General features: G+C 50.5%; 21 protein-coding genes. 2 read left to right on the top strand and 19 right to left on the bottom strand.

The genetic code is table 11. The features are described from left to right. Nucleotides 1–2: 2 nt before the first annotated feature. The 8 genes from AC2T0J_RS12595 to rplM form a co-directional block, all read right to left on the bottom strand. Entirely contained in the window at nt 3–716 is a 714-nt protein-coding gene (locus AC2T0J_RS12595; RefSeq protein WP_489806165.1) for a spondin domain-containing protein, read from the bottom strand. A gap of 187 nt (nt 717–903) precedes the next feature. Next, entirely contained in the window at nt 904–1347 is a 444-nt protein-coding gene (locus tag AC2T0J_RS12590) for a ClpXP protease specificity-enhancing factor (protein ID WP_489806164.1), read from the bottom strand. Further along, a complete protein-coding gene (sspA, locus tag AC2T0J_RS12585; RefSeq protein ID WP_489806163.1) occupies nt 1344–1976 on the bottom strand; it encodes a stringent starvation protein SspA in 633 nt (210 codons plus the stop codon). Before sspA ends, AC2T0J_RS12590 begins: the two co-directional genes overlap by 4 nt. Before the next feature lie 120 nt (nt 1977–2096). After that, nucleotides 2097–2831 (bottom strand): cytochrome c1, encoded by a 735-nt coding sequence (locus tag AC2T0J_RS12580; protein WP_489806162.1) that lies wholly within the window; start codon nt 2829–2831, stop codon nt 2097–2099. Then, nucleotides 2828–4093, bottom strand: coding sequence for a cytochrome b (locus tag AC2T0J_RS12575; RefSeq protein WP_489806161.1), 1266 nt, complete (start codon nt 4091–4093; stop codon nt 2828–2830). Before AC2T0J_RS12575 ends, AC2T0J_RS12580 begins: the two co-directional genes overlap by 4 nt. Nucleotide 4094: 1 nt before the next feature. Further along, on the bottom strand, nt 4095–4727 hold the full coding sequence (gene petA, locus AC2T0J_RS12570; RefSeq protein WP_489806160.1) for a ubiquinol-cytochrome c reductase iron-sulfur subunit: 633 nt from the start codon (nt 4725–4727) through the stop codon (nt 4095–4097). 414 nt (nt 4728–5141) lie between these two features. Then, nucleotides 5142–5534, bottom strand: coding sequence for a 30S ribosomal protein S9 (gene rpsI, locus AC2T0J_RS12565; protein ID WP_105936543.1), 393 nt, complete (start codon nt 5532–5534; stop codon nt 5142–5144). 12 nt (nt 5535–5546) lie between these two features. Beyond that, nucleotides 5547–5975, bottom strand: a complete 429-nt coding sequence (gene rplM / locus AC2T0J_RS12560) for a 50S ribosomal protein L13 (protein ID WP_489806159.1) — start codon at nt 5973–5975, stop codon at nt 5547–5549. Between the two features lie 271 nt (nt 5976–6246). On the opposite strand from rplM, the gene AC2T0J_RS12555 reads away from it, so the two are divergent. Beyond that, nucleotides 6247–7149, top strand: a complete 903-nt coding sequence (locus tag AC2T0J_RS12555; RefSeq protein WP_489806158.1) for a hypothetical protein — start codon at nt 6247–6249, stop codon at nt 7147–7149. Between the two features lie 17 nt (nt 7150–7166). Here the strand turns inward: AC2T0J_RS12555 and mazG are convergent, their stop codons facing one another. From mazG to djlA, 11 genes are all read right to left on the bottom strand, one after another. Continuing rightward, nucleotides 7167–7979, bottom strand: coding sequence for a nucleoside triphosphate pyrophosphohydrolase (mazG, locus tag AC2T0J_RS12550; protein WP_489806157.1), 813 nt, complete (start codon nt 7977–7979; stop codon nt 7167–7169). Beyond that, nucleotides 7957–10137 carry a GTP diphosphokinase gene (gene relA, locus AC2T0J_RS12545; RefSeq protein ID WP_489806156.1) on the bottom strand — a complete coding sequence of 727 codons (2181 nt, stop codon included), beginning with the start codon at nt 10135–10137 and terminating at the stop codon, nt 7957–7959. The genes mazG and relA overlap by 23 nt, the downstream gene beginning before the upstream one ends. Nucleotides 10138–10146: 9 nt before the next feature. Next, nucleotides 10147–11505, bottom strand: coding sequence for a 23S rRNA (uracil(1939)-C(5))-methyltransferase RlmD (gene rlmD / locus AC2T0J_RS12540; RefSeq protein ID WP_489806155.1), 1359 nt, complete (start codon nt 11503–11505; stop codon nt 10147–10149). A 9-nt stretch (nt 11506–11514) separates the two neighbouring features. Beyond that, on the bottom strand, nt 11515–11895 hold the full coding sequence (acpS, locus tag AC2T0J_RS12535) for a holo-ACP synthase (protein ID WP_489806154.1): 381 nt from the start codon (nt 11893–11895) through the stop codon (nt 11515–11517). Between the two features lie 18 nt (nt 11896–11913). Then, nucleotides 11914–12660: a pyridoxine 5'-phosphate synthase gene (gene pdxJ / locus AC2T0J_RS12530; protein WP_489806153.1), complete on the bottom strand. Its 747-nt coding sequence runs from the start codon at nt 12658–12660 to the stop codon at nt 11914–11916. Between the two features lie 55 nt (nt 12661–12715). Beyond that, a complete protein-coding gene (gene recO, locus AC2T0J_RS12525; protein ID WP_489806152.1) occupies nt 12716–13414 on the bottom strand; it encodes a DNA repair protein RecO in 699 nt (232 codons plus the stop codon). A gap of 2 nt (nt 13415–13416) precedes the next feature. After that, nucleotides 13417–13686 carry a hypothetical protein gene (locus AC2T0J_RS12520; RefSeq protein WP_489806151.1) on the bottom strand — a complete coding sequence of 90 codons (270 nt, stop codon included), beginning with the start codon at nt 13684–13686 and terminating at the stop codon, nt 13417–13419. Nucleotides 13687–13695: 9 nt separating this feature from the next. Further along, the gene (gene recJ, locus AC2T0J_RS12515; RefSeq protein WP_489806150.1) at nt 13696–15426 is read right to left on the bottom strand and encodes a single-stranded-DNA-specific exonuclease RecJ; all 1731 of its coding nucleotides are present in this window, start codon (nt 15424–15426) and stop codon (nt 13696–13698) included. Nucleotides 15427–15523: 97 nt separating this feature from the next. Next, nucleotides 15524–16255, bottom strand: a complete 732-nt coding sequence (gene dsbC, locus AC2T0J_RS12510) for a bifunctional protein-disulfide isomerase/oxidoreductase DsbC (protein WP_489806149.1) — start codon at nt 16253–16255, stop codon at nt 15524–15526. Nucleotides 16256–16451: 196 nt separating this feature from the next. Next, a complete protein-coding gene (gene xerD / locus AC2T0J_RS12505; protein WP_489806148.1) occupies nt 16452–17354 on the bottom strand; it encodes a site-specific tyrosine recombinase XerD in 903 nt (300 codons plus the stop codon). 8 nt (nt 17355–17362) lie between these two features. After that, complete coding sequence (gene djlA / locus AC2T0J_RS12500; RefSeq protein WP_489806147.1) at nt 17363–18196, bottom strand: co-chaperone DjlA; 834 nt, start codon at nt 18194–18196, stop codon at nt 17363–17365. Between the two features lie 376 nt (nt 18197–18572). Between djlA and AC2T0J_RS12495 the strand changes: the two genes are divergently transcribed. After that, nucleotides 18573–20801: an LPS-assembly protein LptD gene (locus AC2T0J_RS12495; RefSeq protein ID WP_489810334.1), complete on the top strand. Its 2229-nt coding sequence runs from the start codon at nt 18573–18575 to the stop codon at nt 20799–20801. Nucleotides 20802–20807: the final 6 nt, after the last annotated feature.

Here is a 20807-nt window from a genome sequence, read left to right as displayed (position 1 = left end):
TCCTATTCAGATACTGTAACGGTAACCATTGCAACGGGGTTTAGCCAGCGCTGGACAGTATTGGAAATATCAGACATACCTCCCGCGGCATCGTCATCACCCAGGCTACCGGGATGAATATGAACCGTTGCGTTGGCTATTTCGCTGGTAACACCACTACCACCGGTGCCCACCAAATCTTCCAGCGGTGGCGGTACTGGTAAACCAGGCGCTCCCGGAGCACCACCGCCGCGAATTTCATCATTTGCCTCGGTACCGGCATCATAGGCATTCAGGTAAACTGTGTAAGTGCCGGGCTCTTCGGGAATCTTCCAGCTATTAAGGCCAATAAAGCCATCATTGGTCGGCAGCATCATGGCAACAATGGACAATGCGGTGTTCCCGTCCGTAGTGGATAGTGAGGTTGTAGTTACTGCGGTAGGCATCAATAAACCGCCGGCAGGGTTAGCTGCTGTGTCGGCACTTAATGCATCCAGGGCTGTTTCCAAGCCGGAAATATCGCCCCCTTCGGCCATTGCCTGTAGCTCTGTGCTGGCTGCCTCACCAACATTGAAAAGCGGCTGCTCGGGACTATGAGCCGTGATTATGATGGGCGTAAAATAAATACCACGGGTTAAGTTCTGGACGGTAATTTCAAGTTCAGCAGCTTGTGTATATCCGCTTAGTGCTGTCAGGCCGCTGGCGACCATCAAAGTAGTGAGTTGCTTTAGTTTCATAAAGATTCCTTTTGCGCTTAGTAAGACATTGAACACCAGAAGCCGGATGAATCAGCAGCGGCTCAGGTCTTCATAGCCCTAAGCATGGCGGACAAAGTTCGCAAAAGTTTCACAGAAAAATCACAAATTTCAGGCATAAAAAAACCGGCGATTAAGCCGGTTTTTCTGATTACACTTTCGCGCCAGATTATTTAATGACCTTCAGATTAGGTTTACCACGAGGTTTTGGTGGCGCCTGAGGCGGCACCTCAGCGTCTGTTTTGGCCTCTTCCAGAACCGGGGCACTGTCTGCTTCGGACTCATCAGCCGGCATGCCTTCAGGGGCAAATACCGTACCGGCCCCATTCTCACGCGCATAGATAGCCAGAACCGCTTCACATGGCATACTCAGGCTACGAGGCTGGCCACTAAAACGGGCCTGAAACGACAAACCATCTTTATCCAGATAGAAATTTACACAGGCAGACGGCGAGATGTTCAGCACTATCTGACCGTCTTTAACGAATTCCTGCGGCACATCAACCAGATTATTTGTGGCGTCTACAACAATGTAGGGCGTGAGATCGTTATCAACAATCCAGTCGAAAAACGCTCTTAACAAATACGGTTGGTTGGAGGTCATTTGACTCATAACGGGTTATGAATTTCGCGTTCTTGATCAGTCAGTGACGCTTTGAACGAACTTCTTGAGAAGATGCGGTTCATATAAGCGTGGATGTCCTTGGCACCACCACCGTTAAGCTCAATACCCAGCGCAGGTAAACGCCATAACAGCGGCGCCAGGTAGCAATCTACCAAACTGAACTCTTCACTCATGAAGTAAGGCATTTCAGCAAACACCGGCGCCAGGCTTAACAGCGCCTCGCGCAGATCATTGCGGGCTGTTTCCACATTCCCTTCACCGCGGAAAATTTGCGCTGCCAGGCTGTACCAGTCCTGCTCGATGCGGTGCATCATCAGGCGGCTTTGACCACGGGATACCGGATAAACGGGCATCAGTGGCGGATGAGGAAAACGCTCATCAAGGTATTCCATGATGATGTGAGACTTATACAGCACTAATTCACGATCAACCAAGGTGGGCACTGTTCCATAGGGGTTCAGCTCCATCAGGTCTTCAGGCATCTTAGTGGGATCAGTATAGCTGATCTCAACGCCAACGCCTTTTTCGGCCAATACAATACGAACCTGATGACTATAGATGTCAATCGTGTCTGAGAACAACGTCATGATTGAACGCTTATTCGCGGCTACGGCCATTCATTCTCCTCCGAGATACATTAAATCGAGCATGGTTGAACGCTAATTTGCGGCCAACATAAACTAAAAAAAGGGGGCGAGAGGCCCCCTGTCATTTATTATACTATAAAACCCTGACGATTAGTGAACGTCTCGCCAGAATTCTTTCTTGAGCATGAACACAAATATAAACAGTACCAGGATGAAGATCAGTACCCATTTACCAATGGATTCAGACTCCAGACGGAACGGTTCGCCGGTGTATTCCAGGTAGTTAACCAGATCCAGAATCGCCTGGTCGTACTCTTCGGTTGTCAGCGCACCGTCACCATCGGTTTTAATACCAGCGTGACGAGTCACTGTTTCACCATCTACCAGCGCTTCTTCCTCAACCATGCGAGGCGTGCCCTGCAGAGGCTGCAGCACATGCGGCATACCTACTTCAGGGAATACGGTGTTGTTTACACCAAACGGACGCGACTCATCCACATAGAAAGAGCGCAGATAAGTGTAAATCCAGTCTGCACCACGAACCCGGGCAACCAGGGTCAGATCCGGCGGTGCCGCACCAAACCACTGAGCTGCAGATTCAGCCGGCATTGAACGCTCAATGTAGTCAGAGATCTTATCACCGGTGAACTGCAGATTTTCCTGAGCCAGCTCTTCGGGAATCCCCAAATCATTAAACGTACGCTGGTAGCGCTGATACTGCTGGCCGTGACAGCCAAGACAGTAGTTCATAAATAATTTCGCACCACGTTGCAACGACGCTTTATCGCTTAAGTCGTAGTTTGCTTTGTCGAGATGAACGTTACCGCCAGCGGCCAGAGCTATCCCAGGCAACAGCAACGCCAGTACACAAATTAGTTTTCTCATTTAGGGATCCTCGCTGGTACAGGCTTAGTTGTTTCATTTTTACTGTAGATAAACAGCAGGATGAAGAAACCGAAGTACATCACCGTTAAGATTTGCGACGCCGTGATTTTCCAGTTTTCCTGAGGCGTACCGCCTAAATAACCTAAGAAAATAAACACGCCGGCAAATACAAGCAGGTTCAGCTTGTGCAGGCCACTACGATAGCGCCATGACTTCACGGTACCGCGGTCGAACCAAGGCAACAGGAACAGGAAGATAATGGCACCAAACATGGCGATAACCCCAAACAGCTTATCCGGAACTGCTTTTAAAATCGCGTAGAACGGCGTGAAGTACCATACCGGGAAGATATGCTCAGGCGTTTTCAGCGGGTTAGCAATTTCAAAGTTTGGATGTTCAAGGAATTTACCGCCCATTTCCGGCGCAAAGAACATGATGTAAGTAAACGCCGCCAGGAAGATAGAAAACGCCACTAAATCTTTCAGCACGATATGCGGGAAGAATGGCACGACGTCATCGGCAATGTCGTACTTGCTGGTGTAGTACTCGTGGATTTCAAACTTGGTTTTTTCGTCTTCTGACAGGCTGCCTTTCTTGTGCTTGATAGCCACACCATCAGGATTGTTAGAGCCTACCTCATGCAATGCAATGATGTGCAGGAAGACCAGAATAACAATGACCAGAGGTAAGGCAATTACGTGTAACGCAAAGAAGCGGTTAAGCGTGGCACCGGAAATAACGTAGTCACCCTGAATCCACTGAACCAGATCCGGACCAATCACCGGTATGGCACTAAACAGCGATACGATTACCTGTGCGCCCCAGTAAGACATCTGACCCCATGGCAGTACGTAACCCATAAAGGCTTCGGCCATTAGTGCCAGGTAAATCAGCATACCAAAGATCCACAGCAGTTCGCGTGGTTTTTGATAAGACCCGTAAATCATGCCACGGAACATATGCAGATACACCACAATAAAGAACGCTGATGCGCCGGTACTGTGCATGTAACGGATTATCCATCCGTAGTCGATTTCACGCATGATATATTCAACCGACGCGAAGGCTCCTTCAGAGGTTGGGTTGAAGTTCATGGTTAACCAGATACCGGTGACAATTTGGTTTACTAGTACAATAGTGGCCAGGAACCCGAACACATACCAGAAGTTCATGTTTCTGGGTGCCGGATACTGGATGGCGTGCATGTTGGCGACACGCATCATTGGGATACGTGCTTCAATCCAGGCTAAAAATGCTTGCATGTTACGCAACCTCCGCTTCTGAACCAATGATCACTGTTGTGTCATCAACAAACTGATACGGTGGTACCACCAGGTTTAATGGCGCAGGAACGTTTTGGAAAACCCGGCCCGCCATATCGAATTTAGATCCATGACACGGGCAGAAGAAACCATCCGGTACGCCTTCTACAAACTCTTCAAAGGCACCTTCTTTCTTGTATTGTGGAGAGCAACCAAGGTGTGTACAAATACCTACCAGGATGAGGTATTCCTCTTTCATTGAGCGATACTGATTTTGCGCAAAAGCGGGTTGTTGCTCATTCTCAGAGTTAGGATCACGTAACCGATCCTCGTGTTTGCCAAGTTCAGCCAGGATCTCAGGTGTACGACGTACGATCCACACTGGTTTGCTTCGCCACATGACTCGAATCAGCTGGCCAGGTTCTATTGCACTGATATCCACTTCAATATCAGCACCTGCCGCCTTCGCTTTTGCACTCGGATTCCAGGACGCAACGAAAGGTACAGCCGCACCTACTACACCCACACCACCGACAACCGACGTCGCAACGGTTAAAAACCGACGACGCGGATTATCTTGCGGTTTGTTATCACTCAGCGCAGACTCTTTTGCATCTACAGATACATTGCTCATCCACTTTTCTCCAGGTTTTGGATAATATGAAAACCCGCAAACCACCGCCACGGGCAGGTTTGACAGGCTTTCATTAAACTTGTCGTGTCTGTATCACCATAGCGTTTCGGCAATATGGCGATTTAGCACGAAAGATTGTCATAATTTTCGACCGAAAATGATAAAAGAAAACCCCCTCAAAACACAAGGAATTACTGGAATTAACTGGATAAATATTTGCGTCAAATCAGGCCGGGAAAGCTGCTTGAGACGAAAGTCGTAGTCTGACATCCGACTCTACACAATATTTTTACAATTAATTATCATAATTATGCACCACTCCCTTTGAGGTTTATCTCAAAGCGTAAAAATCACTATACAACAGACATAAAAAAACCCGGTATAAACCGGGTTTTTGTATTCTGTAAAAACGAATTAACGTTTTGAGAATTGTGGCTTCTTACGTGCTTTATGAAGACCCACTTTCTTACGTTCAACGCGACGTGCGTCACGAGTAACGAAGCCGGCTTTACGCAGCGCCGGACGAAGTGCTTCATCATATTCCATCAATGCACGGGTAATACCGTGACGGATTGCACCAGCCTGACCGTTTGAACCACCACCTTTAACAGTGATGTACAGGTCGAACTTTTCAGTCATTTCTACCAGTTCGAGTGGCTGACGAACAACCATGCACTCGGTTTCACGACCAAAGTACTCATCAAGAGCACGTGAGTTTACTGTGATGTTTCCTGAACCTGGACGCAGGAATACACGAGCAGTAGAACTTTTGCGACGGCCAGTGCCGTAATATTGAGTATCTGCCATGTGATTAGCTCCTTAAATGTCCAATACTTGAGGTTGTTGAGCAGTGTGCTTGTGCTCAGTGCCTGCGTAAACTTTTAGCTTACGGAACATTGCACGACCCAGAGGACCTTTAGGCAACATACCTTTAACCGCTTTTTCAAGAACCATTTCTGGCTTGTGAGCGAGTAGCTTCTCAAAGTTAGTCTCTTTCAGACCACCAGGATAACCGGTGTGAGCGTAGTACATTTTACCCTGCGCCTTGTTACCCGTTACGGTAATTTTCTCAGCGTTGATAACAACAATGTAGTCACCAGTGTCAACGTGAGGAGTATACTCAGGCTTATGCTTACCACGTAAACGCAGTGCGATTTCAGAAGCCAAGCGACCCAGAGTTTTGTCTGTGGCGTCTACCACATACCAGTCACGGACTACCGTTTCTGGCTTTGCAACAAAAGTTTTCATTTTTAAAATTCACCCGAAAATAATTCGTCGTTACTTGGTTTAAAACCAGTTAATCTGTTTAAAACTACCTTAAACCACCTAAAATCAACCTTTTGACCCCTTCGAGTCTGGCGATTCTTCCACCTTCCCACAGGTGGGTGTAACTGGGCAGGGCGAGAATTATACAGCATTTGCACAAAAAGCATACCCCCTATAAAGCAAAAAAATAAATTGGCGCAAGCCCGATTCGTCTACTAGTCTTGAAAGCGAAATCAAACATACATTGTTGTATATGAAACCCTTTTCATTTTTACTCCTGTTTGCACTGTTGTTCAGCCCCACAGGCCTCGCTAACGACGCGCCTGAAAAAGTTATTTTCACTCGCGCCTTTGCTGATGAAGCCTACGGGTATTATCACGCGCAGATCCTTTCAAGGGTATTGGAACTAACGCCGGAGTTTGGTGATGCAGTGGCAGAACCGCACCCCCAACCCATGCCCCAGGCCAGACAAATTATTAAGCTTCAGAGCGGCGAGGCGCAGGTGATGTGGAGCGCGACCTCAGCAGCGCGTGAAGAACAACTACTCACTGTGCGTTTTCCATTATTACAGGGCCTTGCCGGCTACCGGGTGCTGGTGATCCACAAATATAAACAAGGTAACTATCCGGCAGATATTAGTGAACAGACCCTGCAATCCTACCTTGGCGTACAAGGGGCAGACTGGCCTGATTTAACGGTTCTTAAACACAATGGTTATCAGGTGGAAGGCCTGCCCTGGAGTTTATGGTTTGCCAATATGTTTATTTCGTTGGAAAAGGGCCTGGTGGACTACTTCCCGCGGAATGTTATCGAAGTCTCCAACGACCTCGAGCGCCATGCCGATAAGTTAGTCAAACTCGAAGATAACGTACTGCTGCGCTATCCCAGCTACGAGTATTTTTTTGTATCACCCAAACATCCGGAGCTGTTAAAACGGCTGTATACGGGACTGCTAAGAATGCTGGATAGTGGTGAGCTGAAAACGCTTTTTGACAAGCATTATAACCACCACCGGGCCCTGGAGTTAGCCACTCTGGAATCGCGCAAAGTTTTCGATCTGAAAAACCCAGGCATTACCCAGATCTTTGAAAATCCACTTTGGAGCGTGAGTCCGGCCTCCATGCGCGCTTATCTTGAAGCCCGGGTTGCCGAGTAACAGAGGTAAACGCACCGTCAGGCGCTGATTTCTTTACGTTTTACCCGCTGCCATAATTCCTCAAGTTCATCAAGCGAATGCGCTTCAAGCCCCCCCTTTTCCACTATTGCCATCGCTTCAACGGCAGCAAACCGGCTGGCGAACTTGCTACTGGCCCTGCGCAGGGCGGCGTCAGCGTCCACATTACAATGACGTGCCAGGTTTACCATGGCAAATAATGCATCACCAATTTCGCCTTCGAGCGCCTGCGGGTCGCGCACTGGCGCATCCAGCTCCGCCTGTATTTCCGCCACTTCCTCGCGTACTTTGTCGACCACCGGGGCAACATCCGGCCAGTCAAATCCAACCCGCGCGCATTTCTTTTGAATTTTCTGAGCATACATGAGCGCTGGTAACCCGGTGGGAACACTATCCAGTAATGCACCTGAAGCATGCTTACGCTCCTGCGCCTTAATCGCTTCCCATTGTTCCGTTAATCCAGCATTATCGGTGGTTGCCTCGCCAAACACATGGGGATGGCGGCGCACCATCTTATCGCTGATTGCGTTGGCGATGTCAGTAAAATCAAACTGCTGTGATTCGTTACCGATTTGCGCGTAAAAGACGATCTGAAACAGCAGATCGCCCAGCTCATCCTTAATCTCATCGGGAGTCCCCCGCTCTATGGCATCAACCGCCTCATAGGCTTCTTCGATGGTGTAACGAGTGAGCGACTGCATGGTTTGTGTCACATCCCATGGACAGCCTGATTGCGGATCACGCAGGCGCGTCATGATATCGAGTAAACGGGCTAACGCCGCTCCCGGCTCAGTTGGTCTTTCGTCTGACATCAATGATGTCCTTCAGTTGTCGTAAGCGATTCGTCAGGCGGCCTAGGGCCTCTACGTCGGAGACTTCTACCGACACGGATATCAGTGCAGTATGGCTGTTCTTGTCGCTCAGACTATTCACCCCCAACAGCGCTACACCTTCATTGGCCAGCACAGTGGTAATGTCACGGAGCAGGCCCGTGCGATCATTACATTCAATATCCAGATTTGCTTCGTAGCCTACTTTCAGGTCTTCTGACCAGCTGACTTCAATTTGCCGTTCCGGATGCTGATTGAGCAGGTTCTGCAATTGCTCACAGGTGTCTTTGTGCACACTAACCCCGCGCCCCTGAGTGATGTAACCTAAAATGTGATCACCTGGCACCGGCTGACAACAGTTTGCCAACTGGCTCATCAGATTACCAACCCCCTGCACCACCACGCTATCGGGCTTATTTTTGCCTCGCGCGGCTTTACGGGTTTTGACCCTGGGACTCAGTTCTTCAACTTCTGGTGACGGCGCCAGTAACTGTTGCAGATGATGCACCACCGACATTACCCGCACATCGCCGGCACCTATTGCAGCAAACAGCTCGTCTGTACTGGGCACGTTGAAGCGTTCACAGGCATCGGCCGCCGTTTTAACCGGCAGGCCAGCGCGCTGAAGTTCACGCTCCAGCAGTTCTTTCCCCGCCTGCTGGTTTTTCTCTTTATCCTGTTTTTTAAAGAAACTATGAATCGTTGCACGGGCCCGTGACGAATGGACATAGCCCAAACCGGGATGCAGCCAGTCACGCGAAGGGTTGGGCTCTTTTCCGGTCAGGATACCCACCTGATCGCCACTTTGCAGTTGATAGGTAAATGGTACAATACGGCCGTTAATTTTAGCGCCGATACAGCGGTGCCCCACATTACTGTGAATGTAGTAGGCAAAATCTACCGGCGTGGACCCCTGCGGTAAATCAATCACATCACCGCGCGGCGTAAAGACATATACCCGGTCGTCAAACACCTGACTGCGCAGTTCTTCAACAAAATCACCCGACTCGGCCACCTCTTCCTGCCATTGCAGGATTTTACGTAACCAGTTAATACGTTCATCGTAGCCAGAAACCTTACCAGCACTACCCTCTTTGTATTTCCAGTGAGCCGCTACACCCAGTTCAGCATCCTGGTGCATTTTCTGAGTGCGGATCTGAATTTCAACCGGTTTACCTTCCGGGCCGACAATAACCGTATGAATCGACTGATAGCCATTCGGTTTAGGGGTGGCGATATAGTCATCGAATTCCTTGGGAATATGCTTGAAGTGGGCATGCACGGTGCCCAGCGCCGCATAGCAATCCTGCAACCGCTCGGCGATGATCCGCACCGCCCTGATATCGAACAGCTGCTCAAAAGTCAGGCGCTTTTTCTGCATCTTTTTCCAGATGCTGTAGATGTGTTTTGGCCGCCCGTAAACCTCGGCCTTGATGTGTTCGTTATTAAGCAGCTCCTGCAGGGAATCCACCACATTGTCGATATATTCTGCCCGTTCTCGACGTTTGCCATCAAGCTGTTTGGCTATCTGCTTATAGGTGGTTGGGTGTAAATAGCGAAAGGCTAAATCTTCCAGCTCCCATTTTAACTGACCAATGCCGAGGCGGTTAGCCAGCGGTGCGTAGATGGTGGCACATTCCCGGGCAACCATAACCCGGGTTTCTTCATCAGCTTTTTTTACCTGTTGCAGGGCGCAAATCCGCTCAGCCATTTTGATCACAACCGCACGCACGTCTTCCACCATGGCCAGCAGCATACGGCGGATACTGTCGATATGTTGTTCATCGGGTGCAGAAAGCTTACTCTCGGATTGTTTGCGGTTATGCAGCATCCGAATCGCTTCCATGCGACGAACCCCCACCACCAGTTGCTCTATTTCAGATCCAAAGTTTTCCGTTACCTCTGCATCAGACAACTCATGCTGCTGACAATAGGGGTAAACCAGCGCGGCCTGCAGCGTAGCATCGTCCATATTGAGTTGGTGAAGGATCTCCACCATCTCCTGCCCGACCAGCAGTTTATCCGGCATGTGCGAAATATCGCGCAGCTTCTGGGCGGTACTTTCAGACAAGTTGAGACTGGCCAGCCATTCTTCAAAAGGCGGCCGGTGTTCTTCATGCACTGTGCGGGTTGAAACCATATTTACCTCTTACCCTTTACCGACGCGTTCGAGTAACGCCATCGATTCAATATGCTGGGTATACGGGAACATTTCCATTATGCCGAGTTTCACAATCCGATACCCGGCTTGCAGCAGCGGTGCCAGATCGCGATTAAACGTTGCCGGATTGCAAGATACGTACACGACCGACTCAACCCTGGCTTTGGCAATTTGCTGGCAAGCCTCAAAAGCCCCTTCCCGAGACGGGTCCAGCAACACTTTATCGTATTTTTTAATCGCCAGTGCGTTAAGTTCTGCCTCATCACTTAAGTCGGCTGTGCGCCACTGAATGTTAGTAATGCCTTGTTGGCGGGCAATTTTTTCACCTCTTTGCACCATTGTGGAAACCCCTTCCACTGCTGTGACGCTGGCGCAACGTTGCGCTAATGGCAATGAGAAGTTACCCAATCCGCTGAATAAGTCCAGCACCTTGTGTGAGGTTTGTGGTGCCAGCCAGTCCAGTGCCTGCTCAATCATGGCCAGGTTCACGTCAGCATTCACCTGAATAAAATCTTCGGTGGTCACCGCCAATGATAAATTATCTGCTGTGGCGCAAAGTAATTCATCTACCGTCGCATACAGTGTTTCACTGTGCTCTCCTGAGTCGAGTCTCAGCGTGAGCCCGTGAGCCTCGGCAAATGATCCCAATAAAGCGCGATCACCGGTCGACAAAGCCTTAGTACAGCGAAATGTTGCGCCGATACCATTTTGGGCTTTCAGTAAGCTGATATGACCAATCGCGGCCTTGCCTGCAAGCTGTTCAGTCAGTTCGTGTAACTGCGGTAGCAGATCATTGAGTGCGGGCTCTAGCACCGGACAGTGAGCAACATTTATAACCTTATCGCTTTTTTGTGTCCTGAATCCCAGAGCCATGGGTTTGCCCTTGCGGGCATCAATGGCCAGGCGGGTTTTTCGCCGGTACTGGTCGCGGGTACTGCTTACCGGCGCGACCCAGGGTAAGTCATTTAACGAATGAGTAAGCCGAATTTGTTCATCCAGCGCCTGCTGTCGCCAGGCTAACGCCGCGTCGCGTTCTACGTGCTGTAACTGGCAACCGCCACATTGCTCGTATACCGGGCAGAAAGGCGTCTGTCGCGCCGGCGCCGGTTCAAGCACCTTGGTCACGTGACCTTCACAGACTTGTTTCTTGCTGCGGGTAATAGCTACCTGACAGGTTTCACCGGGCAGCGCGCCATCCACAAACAGCACGGGCTGATGCGCTCGGCAGACACCACGTCCACGAGGATCCCACTTTTCCAGCGTCACGGTGGCAGAAGAAATCTGCCCGGGCCTTTTTTGCTTTCTCCCGGCACGACGCTTGCCATTGCCTTGATAAATACTAACCATTTCCCTGCCTCACGATGTCTCGAGGATCACCGTTGCCACGGCGTAATGGTGTTCATCAGATAAACTTAAGTGAGCAGCCACTATACCTTTTAACTTACACTTCTCGGCAAATTCACCGCTATAGTGCAGGATCGGCGCACCTGCTTCATCATTGCTGACACGCAACTGTTGCCAGCTAATGCCACGGCCAATACCGGTGCCCAGCGCTTTCACCGCCGCTTCTTTAGCGGCAAACCGCTTGGCCAGATAGCGCACCGGCTGATTATGGGAGGTATAAATGTCCCATTCATCCGGCGTGAGCACCCGACGCGCGAGGCGATCCCGGGAGCCGTCTTCCATATCAAAACGGGCAATTTCAACAATATCAGTTCCCAAGCCTGCAATGGCCATGGTCAGCTCCGGTGATGATTAGCCAATGTGTGCCTGCAAACGCGCTTCCTGCATCAGGCTGCGCATATCCGCCACGGCTTTGTGCAACCCGTCAAACGCGGCTCGGGCGATAATGGCATGGCCAATATTAAGTTCAATCAGCTGTGGGATAGCCGCAATCGGTTTTACATTGTGATAATGCAAACCATGGCCGGCGTTTACCTGCAGCCCCAGCTTGTCGGCATACTCAACACCTCGGCGGAGTTGCGCCAGATGCGCCAGTTGCTCGGCTTCACTGGCAGCATCAGCATAATGACCGGTATGAATTTCTATGTACGGAGCACCGGTTGCTTTAGCCGCTTCGAGCTGACGTTCATCACCATCGATAAACAACGATACCAGGATATTGGCGTCGGCCAGGCGCTGACACGCATCGGTCATGCGACTAAGGTTACCGGCGACATCCAGCCCGCCCTCGGTGGTTAATTCCTCACGCTTTTCAGGCACCAGGCAACAAAATGTGGGCTTGACCTGTTCGGCTATGCCGAGCATTTCTTCGGTCACGGCCATTTCCAGATTCAGGCGGGTATTAATGGTTTGCGCCAACAGGGTGACGTCGCGGTCTTTAATGTGGCGGCGGTCTTCCCGCAGATGTACGGTAATACCGTCTGCACCTGCGCGTTCTGCGATATCCGCAGCATGCACCGGATCGGGGTAAGAGGTACCACGCGCATTACGCAGCGTAGCAATATGATCAATATTAACGCCGAGCAGAATATCTTTCATTCCCAGGGTCCTGGATTACATTACAAACTGAAGTGGCGCGTATTGTAGCAGTGATTCAACGGGAGGCCAAAAAGAGCTCGCGACTTTTCAATGGCTTGTCACCCACAAAGGGATGCAGAGCCAGCCGACATAAGCGCTTTGCCGCCTTTAGTCCCGGCGGGCTGAAGTCGTGCTCAGCCAGCATAAGCAGTTCGTTACCGGAAAAGGTGAACCTGGTTGGCTGTTTAACCTGACAAAAGCCTAGCTCAGGCACCAGTTCATAGTGAAAAGTAGGTTCGATGGCTTCATTGGAAGCAGCATCGGTGTTGAAATCCGGCATGACGCCAAGTTCCTGCAACAGCGCCAGTTCATACTGACGCAGTATAAACTCAGCGACCGCTTGTTCCTGTTGCAATGCTGCCAGGGCGGCGGCGTATGCGCGGTATAGTTCTGTGGCTTCGACCCCCGCAGGCAATACCCGGTTAGTGATTTCATTAACATACAGTGCACAATAAAGTGCATGACCGGTGAGCATGCGCAGGGTTCCGTTGCTCTCCAGTTGAGTAAGGTTTTTTAAATCACTTTTGCCACTTAACTGTACCCGCAATGCCTGGAAGGGTTGTAGCAAGCTTCGCCGGTCGGATTTGGCGCTGCGAACGCCGCGGGCTACTGCGCTGACACGGCCGAGTTCGAGAGTAAAAAAATCAACAATAAAACTGGTTTCTCGATACGGGCGACGATGCAAAACATAGGCATTCAACCAGCTGTTAGCCATGATTATGCCCGCTTGATCCGCACAACTTTCATTTGTTCAAACTCCATGCCGGCAACCATTTCCACCGAGCGGTAGTAGGTCATATTCACCCGTGCTCCCTGCAGTGACTGATAAGGTTTGGTGCGTTTAAAAACAAAGGGCGCGTCGACATTTTCTATCATCACGGTATGGCGAACCCAGTCGCCATCCTGACGCTGCACATGAGAAACGACTTTCATATTTTCACTGTGGGTCAGTGACTGATGACGTTTTAGCAGTTTATCGACACTCATATCAAACCATTACCTGTCAGGCCAAGGAGCCATTGCTTCCGCCAGCAGTTGCAGCGATTCCCTGCCCCGATAGTAATTCACATCCAGCTGATAAGCCAACTGTACCTGCTTCACATTAGGATCAGGCCAAACATCCGGATCAATATTAAACGCGATAGCGTCAAACTCTTCGCCACTGTCAGGATGAGCCAGCACCATCTTAAGATGACGCTCACCCACGATCCGCTGCTGAACAAGCTGGAAAATGCCATCGAATACAGGCGGCTGAAAGCCCTGTCCGAACGGCCCTGCCTGGCGTAAAACCTGCGCAGTGGGCAGATTGAGTCTGTGTGGCTCAAGTTCGCCATCACTGAGGATTATATTGGGATCGTCGATGTCCGCCAGGGCCGTTTTAACATGACCGGTAAATGCGGCGGTAAAGGCCGACAGGTTTTCTGTCTGAATCGACAATCCGGCCGCTGCCGCGTGACCACCAAATTTCTCAATCAGCCCTGGCTGAGCGGCACTGACGGCTTCCAGTATGTCGCGGATATGAACCCCGGCAATGGAGCGTGCCGAGCCTTTAATAGTGTTATCGTCCTGTTTGGCAAACACGATAGTGGGTCGTTTATACTCATCCTTAAGTCGGCCTGCCACGATCCCGATGACGCCCTGGTGAAAGTGCTCATCGAAGAGCACGATAGCATCTGGTGGTGCACTGCTGTCGAGTTGCACCGAAGCCAGCGTTTCCTGTGCCTGCTGTTTCATTTCCTGTTCGATGGTTCGTCGCTGCTGATTGAGTCGGTCAAGTTCGGTAGCCCGTGACCGGGCTTCCATGGTATCGCTGCACAGCAAGCATTCAATCCCGGCAGCCATATCATCCAGACGGCCAGCGGCATTCAGCCGGGGACCAATCACAAAGCCCAAATCCGTTGCAGTCAGGCGACTCGCGTGGCGCTGCGCCACGTCCAGTAAAGCGGTAATCCCCGGCCGACATTGCCCGGCGCGGATCCGCTGTAAGCCCTGGTGCACCAGAATACGGTTATTCTGATCAAGCGGTACCACATCCGCTACCGTACCTACTGCCACAATATCGAGTAAATTGGCTAAATTAGGCATCTGAAGCCCTTGGCGGGTAAACCAGTCGCGCCCTTCCAGTTCAGCTCGCAGCGCCAGCATAAGATAAAACGCCACGCCCACCCCGGCGAGATTTTTCGACGCAAAGCTACAGTCAGGCTGATTGGGATTAACGATAGCGGTGGCCGCAGGCAACGTCTCGCCGGGTAAGTGGTGGTCAGTCACTATCACTTCCATGCCCAGTTCATTGGCTCGCTGGACACCTGCGTGACAGGAAATACCATTATCGACGGTAATGATTAACGGTGTTCCCCGTTCGGCCGCCACCTCGACGATTTGTGGCGATAGCCCGTAACCAAAATTAAACCGGTTAGGTACCAGGTAATCCAGTCGGGTAGCCCCCATCTGCCCCAGCGCCAACATACACAACGCCGTGCTGGTAGCGCCATCAGCATCAAAGTCACCGATAATGGTAATAGGTTGCTGTTCAATAATGGCATCCGCAATGCGCGCAGCGGCTTTGTCGCAGCCCAGCAAATCGCGATAATGCAGTAGTGCTCTGGCACCGGTGTTCAATTGCTCGGCAGACTGAATGTGACGTCCACGGAAAACCCGCTCAAGAACCGGATGTAGTGCCGTGTCAAAGGTATCGGTTAACGGCCGGCGCCTGATGTGTAAACTCATACTTTAACTGTGATTCGTTGCTGGAACTGAAAAGAAATCAGGTTGGTAAAACAACCGGATACCTGTGCGGTATGGTACCCGGTGAATGGATAATAAATTAACCGGCGATCTGTTTCAGTGCCGAAAGAAGCTGTTCTGGCGGTTGATAGCCGGGAATGATACTGCCATCGCTGAGCACGATGTTAGGCGTACCATTAACGCCAATCTTACGACCAAAGCGAAATTGTTCGGCAATATCGTTATCACAGCTGTTAGGGCTTACACTGCTGCCCGATTTGGCGTTGGTCAAGGCTTTTTTCGGATCGGCAGAACACCAGACCGACACCATTTGACGATATACCGGGCTGTTCAAACCAGCTCGAGGATACGCCAGGTATCTTACGGTAATGCCTTCTTCGTTGTACTGGGCAATCTGCTCGTGCAGCTTCCGGCAGTAACCGCAGGTTGTGTCGGTGAACACTGTCACCACATATTGTTCGTCTTCGGCTTTAAATTCGATGTAGGAATCATCAAATTGCTTTAAACCTTCCAGACGCATTTCAGCCAGAGCGCTTTCAGTTTCGTTACGCATTTCTTCGTCAAGGTTGTAAACCCGCGCCTGCAATAAATAAGTGCCGTCTGCACTGACATAAAAGAGGCCGTTTTCGGTACTGATTTGCAGCAAGCCATCAACAGGTGAGTCGGCGATGGCATCTACCCGCCACTTCAGCGTGGTTTCGATTTTCGCTTTAACACTCTCTTTATCTGCCGCATCGGCCAGTACATTTGCAGTTGCAGCCACCGAAACAACACTCAGTACTGCCAGTAAACTGCGAAGAAACACTTTCATTTAATCACTCCTGAAAACCACTCTGATTAGGGTCTAAAAGGCCTATGGGGTGCTGAATTTTCAGCACATTGTTTTCTTTAAGACCGGAAATTAACCGTAAAATTCGCTCTAGTGTATCAAAAAATCCCGGCCTGGCGATGATTGCCATCGACAATTACCCCGGCGCTCATCGAATCGGTCCTGCCGATGTATTGTTTTACCCCCTAGGATGATGCTCTGTAATCAGGTTTTGAAGTCTCTCTGTGGCAACATGAGTATAAATTTGCGTAGTTGACAGATCGCTGTGGCCCAGCAGCATTTGCACCACACGCAGGTCGGCACCATGATTGAGTAAATGAGTCGCAAACGCATGACGCAGTGTGTGAGGAGACAATTCGGCGCCAATCCCGGCTTTCACTGCGTAGTGTTTAATGCGATACCAGAATGTCTGGCGTGTCATCTGTACCCCACGGTTACTGACAAACACCACGTCGGTTTGATGTTTCAGCAATTGCGGACGAGCGCTGTGTAAATAGTCCTGCAGCGCATCGAGCGCATTTTCACCTAATGGCACCAGGCGTTCTTTATTGCCTTTCCCCATCACCCGCACCAGGCCTTGCTGCAGACTGACTTCAGACAGCCGCAGGCCGATCAGCTCACTGACCCGCAGGCCGGTAGCATAAAGCACTTCGAGCATACATTTGTCACGACACTCAATGGGCTCTTCCACCTCCGGCGCTTCCAGCAACGCTTCAACATCAGCCTCGCTCAGTGTATCCGGTAACTTTTTGGCCGCTTTGGGGGTCGCCAGTTGACTCACCGGGTTATCCTTACGCTGATTGTCGGTAACCAGATACCGGTAAAACTGACGCATAGCACTAATATTGCGCTGGGTGCTGCGCGCAGATAACCCTCGTTGCTCACGAAACATCAGGTAATCCTGCATGTCGGTGAGGCTGGCCTGCTTCAAACTGATGGAGCGGCTGGTGAGAAAGCCCGCCACATGGCACAGATCCCGGCGGTAGCTCTGCTGGGTATTATCGCTTAAACCTTTTTCGAGCCAGAGCATTTCGATAAAAGCTTCTATAAGGTCAAGGTCGGCCACGCTGGGTGCCGGCATTTTCTGACTCATTTAAAGCCGCGCCGCTCTTTTATCAGCTCGTAGGCAGCCTGAATATCCTGGGCTTTATTTTTGGCGATCTCCATGGCCTGCTCCGGTAGCCCTTTTGAGGCCAATTTGTCTGGATGATGCTCAGACATACGTTTACGATAAGCCCGTTTAATTGCTTTTTCGTCGTCACTGGCCGACACGCCCAACACCGCATAAGCATCTTCCAACGATGGACCATTCTGCTGATTACCCTGACGTTGGTGGCTGCCACGCCCCTGACTTCTGAACCGTACCTCAGCCTCAAACATGGCAATAAGATAATCGAGATCGCGACGGACAAAGCCCAGCGCTTTAGCGACTTTCTCCAGCACCCGGTATTCTTCATTGGCCAGCCGACCATCGGCAAATGCCGCCTGAATAAGAATTTCCAGAAACACTTGTAGAATGTCTCGGCGGCCATGGCAGGACTCGTATAACTGTTTAAGAATATCGGCAATTGGAAAATCCCGCGATTTTCCCTCCCGGAAAGCCTGCTGAGCTTCCTGACGAGCCTGCCCCTGCAATTGCATGTCGTCCATCAGACGTGAGGCGACTTTTATTTCTGATTCTGTGACTTTACCATCCGATTTTGCCAGGTGACCCAGGGCCGCAAACAGACTATGGAAAAAAATGGCCTGTTGTTGCAGCGCATCCTGACTGGAGAAAAAGCGTCCGAAGCCGCCCATACGGCCGAAATCCTGACTGTAGCCTTTGTCAAACATATAGCCGACAAAAAACCCCAGAATGGCACCCGGTATTTTTAAAAACATCATTCCGAAAATTAAACCCAGTAATCTGCCCCAAATCGGCATGCATTCCCCCTGCAACTAAGACGCCCGGCGTCTGACTGGTTAATAAACAGACGCACCAACCAGTAAAAAGACTCGATGTTAAGCACTATAACCAATGGTTATGCGCTTGAGAAGTCGCCCACACCATTGCTTTAAAGCAAATAAATGAGGATAAGATATGAATTTTTCGATTTTTTTAAGGTCTGCTGTTGGTAATTGGCGGCGAAGTGCATAGAATTAGCGCCTTATAAGAACAAACATCGGCGCCCCTACCAGCCGAATAATCCTTTGAAGCACCGAGAATAATAATTTGCTGTCGAAAACTACACAACTTGCTCAGCAGCATGGCCAACGAAACATCCGGGCTCCCAAGCAACCAATCAGCCGCCAACGGCGCATGAATGGCGCCCTGGTTTGGGTTGCTATAGCAGGTTTATACAGTCTCGCATGGCGGGCAAATGCTCAGACCGCTATTGATAACAATGCACTGTGTATGGCCATACCGGCCCCCTTTGACCGCTCGCAACTGCTACAAAAAAAACAGGTTCAGGTAACCGCCGACTCCGCAGAGATCCGCGAAAACAAGTTTGCCTTGTTTGAGGGCAATGTGGATATTGTTACTGACAGTGCCATTATTCACGCTAAAACGGCCGAGGTTACCGATAATGGCCGCGCGCTATCGGCCAGTGGTGACGTAAGCTATCGCAGTCCCGACCTTACGGTGAGCAGCGACTTGCTATCAGTTGATTCGGTTCAACAAAGCTTAAAACTGGAAAATACGCAGTATCAGCTCACCGGTTTTGTAGGTCATGGCGCTGCTGGCGAGATTGATATCAGCACCCAGCAGGGTATTGCCCTGCGTGATGTAAGCTTTACCACCTGCCCGCTGGACCAGCAGGACTGGCGGCTGGAAGCCTCCAAAATCAGTATTGAACCCGGTGACACTCTCGGGGAGGCGCGCCATACCCGCTTTTATCTGGGCGATATGCCGGTGCTGTATTTACCCTATTTCGCTTTTCCGGTGAGTAATCAACGCCAAACCGGTTTACTGTTTCCGATCATCAGCAGTTCCAGCTCTACCGGGGTAGATTATGAGCAGCCGTTTTACTGGAATATTGCGCCGAATTACGACATGACCATCTCGCCGCGGCTGATGACCAACCGTGGCTTGCAGTTAAAAACGGAATTCCGTTATCTGACTGCCGCCTCCGGTGGTCAGATGCACCTTGAATACCTCAACAATGATACGCGTCTGGCCAGCGATGACAGCCGCTATTTTTACCGTTACCAGCATCACGGCATGCTGTCGGATAACTGGCAGCTAAACGTAGATTTTAATGGTATCAGTGATAACAACTACATCGTTGACTTTGGTTCCGATTTTTACAACCGTTCCGATACTACCATCAACCGTACTATTGGTTTGGATTACTACAGCCCGTCGCTCGATATGAGCCTGTATTTACGTGACTTTGAAACCCTGGGCGATTTTGATGCCATTTACCGCGCCCTGCCGGAAGCAAAACTTCAGTGGCGCAACAGCCTCGGTGATTTGCTGACATTTAAGGTGGACTCTGAACTGGCGTACTTTGATAACGCCCAGGCGTCGAGACCGGACGCCCTGCGCTGGCACCTTGCACCCACGGTAGCACTGCCCTATCAGCGTTACTGGGGTGAGGTAACGGCCGAATTAACCGCCATGAATACCTATTACAAACAAACCAATATAGCCGATACCGAACTGGACGACGAAGTGAATCGAACCCTTTATCAGGGCCGCTTGTTCAGTACGCTGTATCTGGAAAAGAACGACCGGCTGTTTGGTAATGACGTAACCATTACTTTTGAGCCCAAAGTCCAGTATCTGTACACCTCATATAAGGACCAGAGCAATATCGGCTTATACGACACCACCGCCCTGTTAACCGATGTAAACGGTCTGTTCCGCGGCCAGGAATTTACCGGTCTTGACCGTATCAGTGACAATGATCAGATCACGGTGGGGGCAACCTCACGAATAATTGATGACAACAACCGGGAACAATTTGTGATCAGCCTGGGTCAGATATTCTACCTGTCGGACTCGCAGGTCACCACGGCAGTGGACGATCGCAACCGTTCGGCATTGGCCGGAGAACTGGACTGGCGTTTTGACGACAGCTGGTTTGTTCATTCAGCAGTGCAAATTGCCACCGATAATGACAAAGTTGAACGCAGCAGTATGGCGCTCGAATATCGCCTTGACGCCAAACGGCTGGTGCAACTGAGTCACCGGTTTGTACGCGATTTGTCGGGTGAAACCATTGATCAATTCGGGGTATCAGCGAGCTGGCCGATTGGCGAAAACTGGCAGGTAGTCGGGCGTTCTTATCGCGATTTAGAGCGAGACAGAAGCATCGAAAACTATTTTGGGTTACAGTATGAGTCCTGCTGCTGGGCAATCCGAATTGTTGCCCAACGAAGCCTGAGTAACCGTTATGATGTAACGGGCCAGCAAAATACCAATGAGTTTGACTCAAGTATTGCTCTGCAATTTATTTTTAAAGGGATCGGTTCATCCCGATCGAATCGGGTTCTGCTCGAGGACGGCATGTTCGGCTATCGACAGCCATACGTGTTAAATTAAATGCGC

This window comes from Alteromonas sp. ISO5, assembly GCF_058105165.1.
Note: the sequence above shows the minus strand (reverse complement) of the source record. Positions and strands in the feature narration are given on the sequence as shown.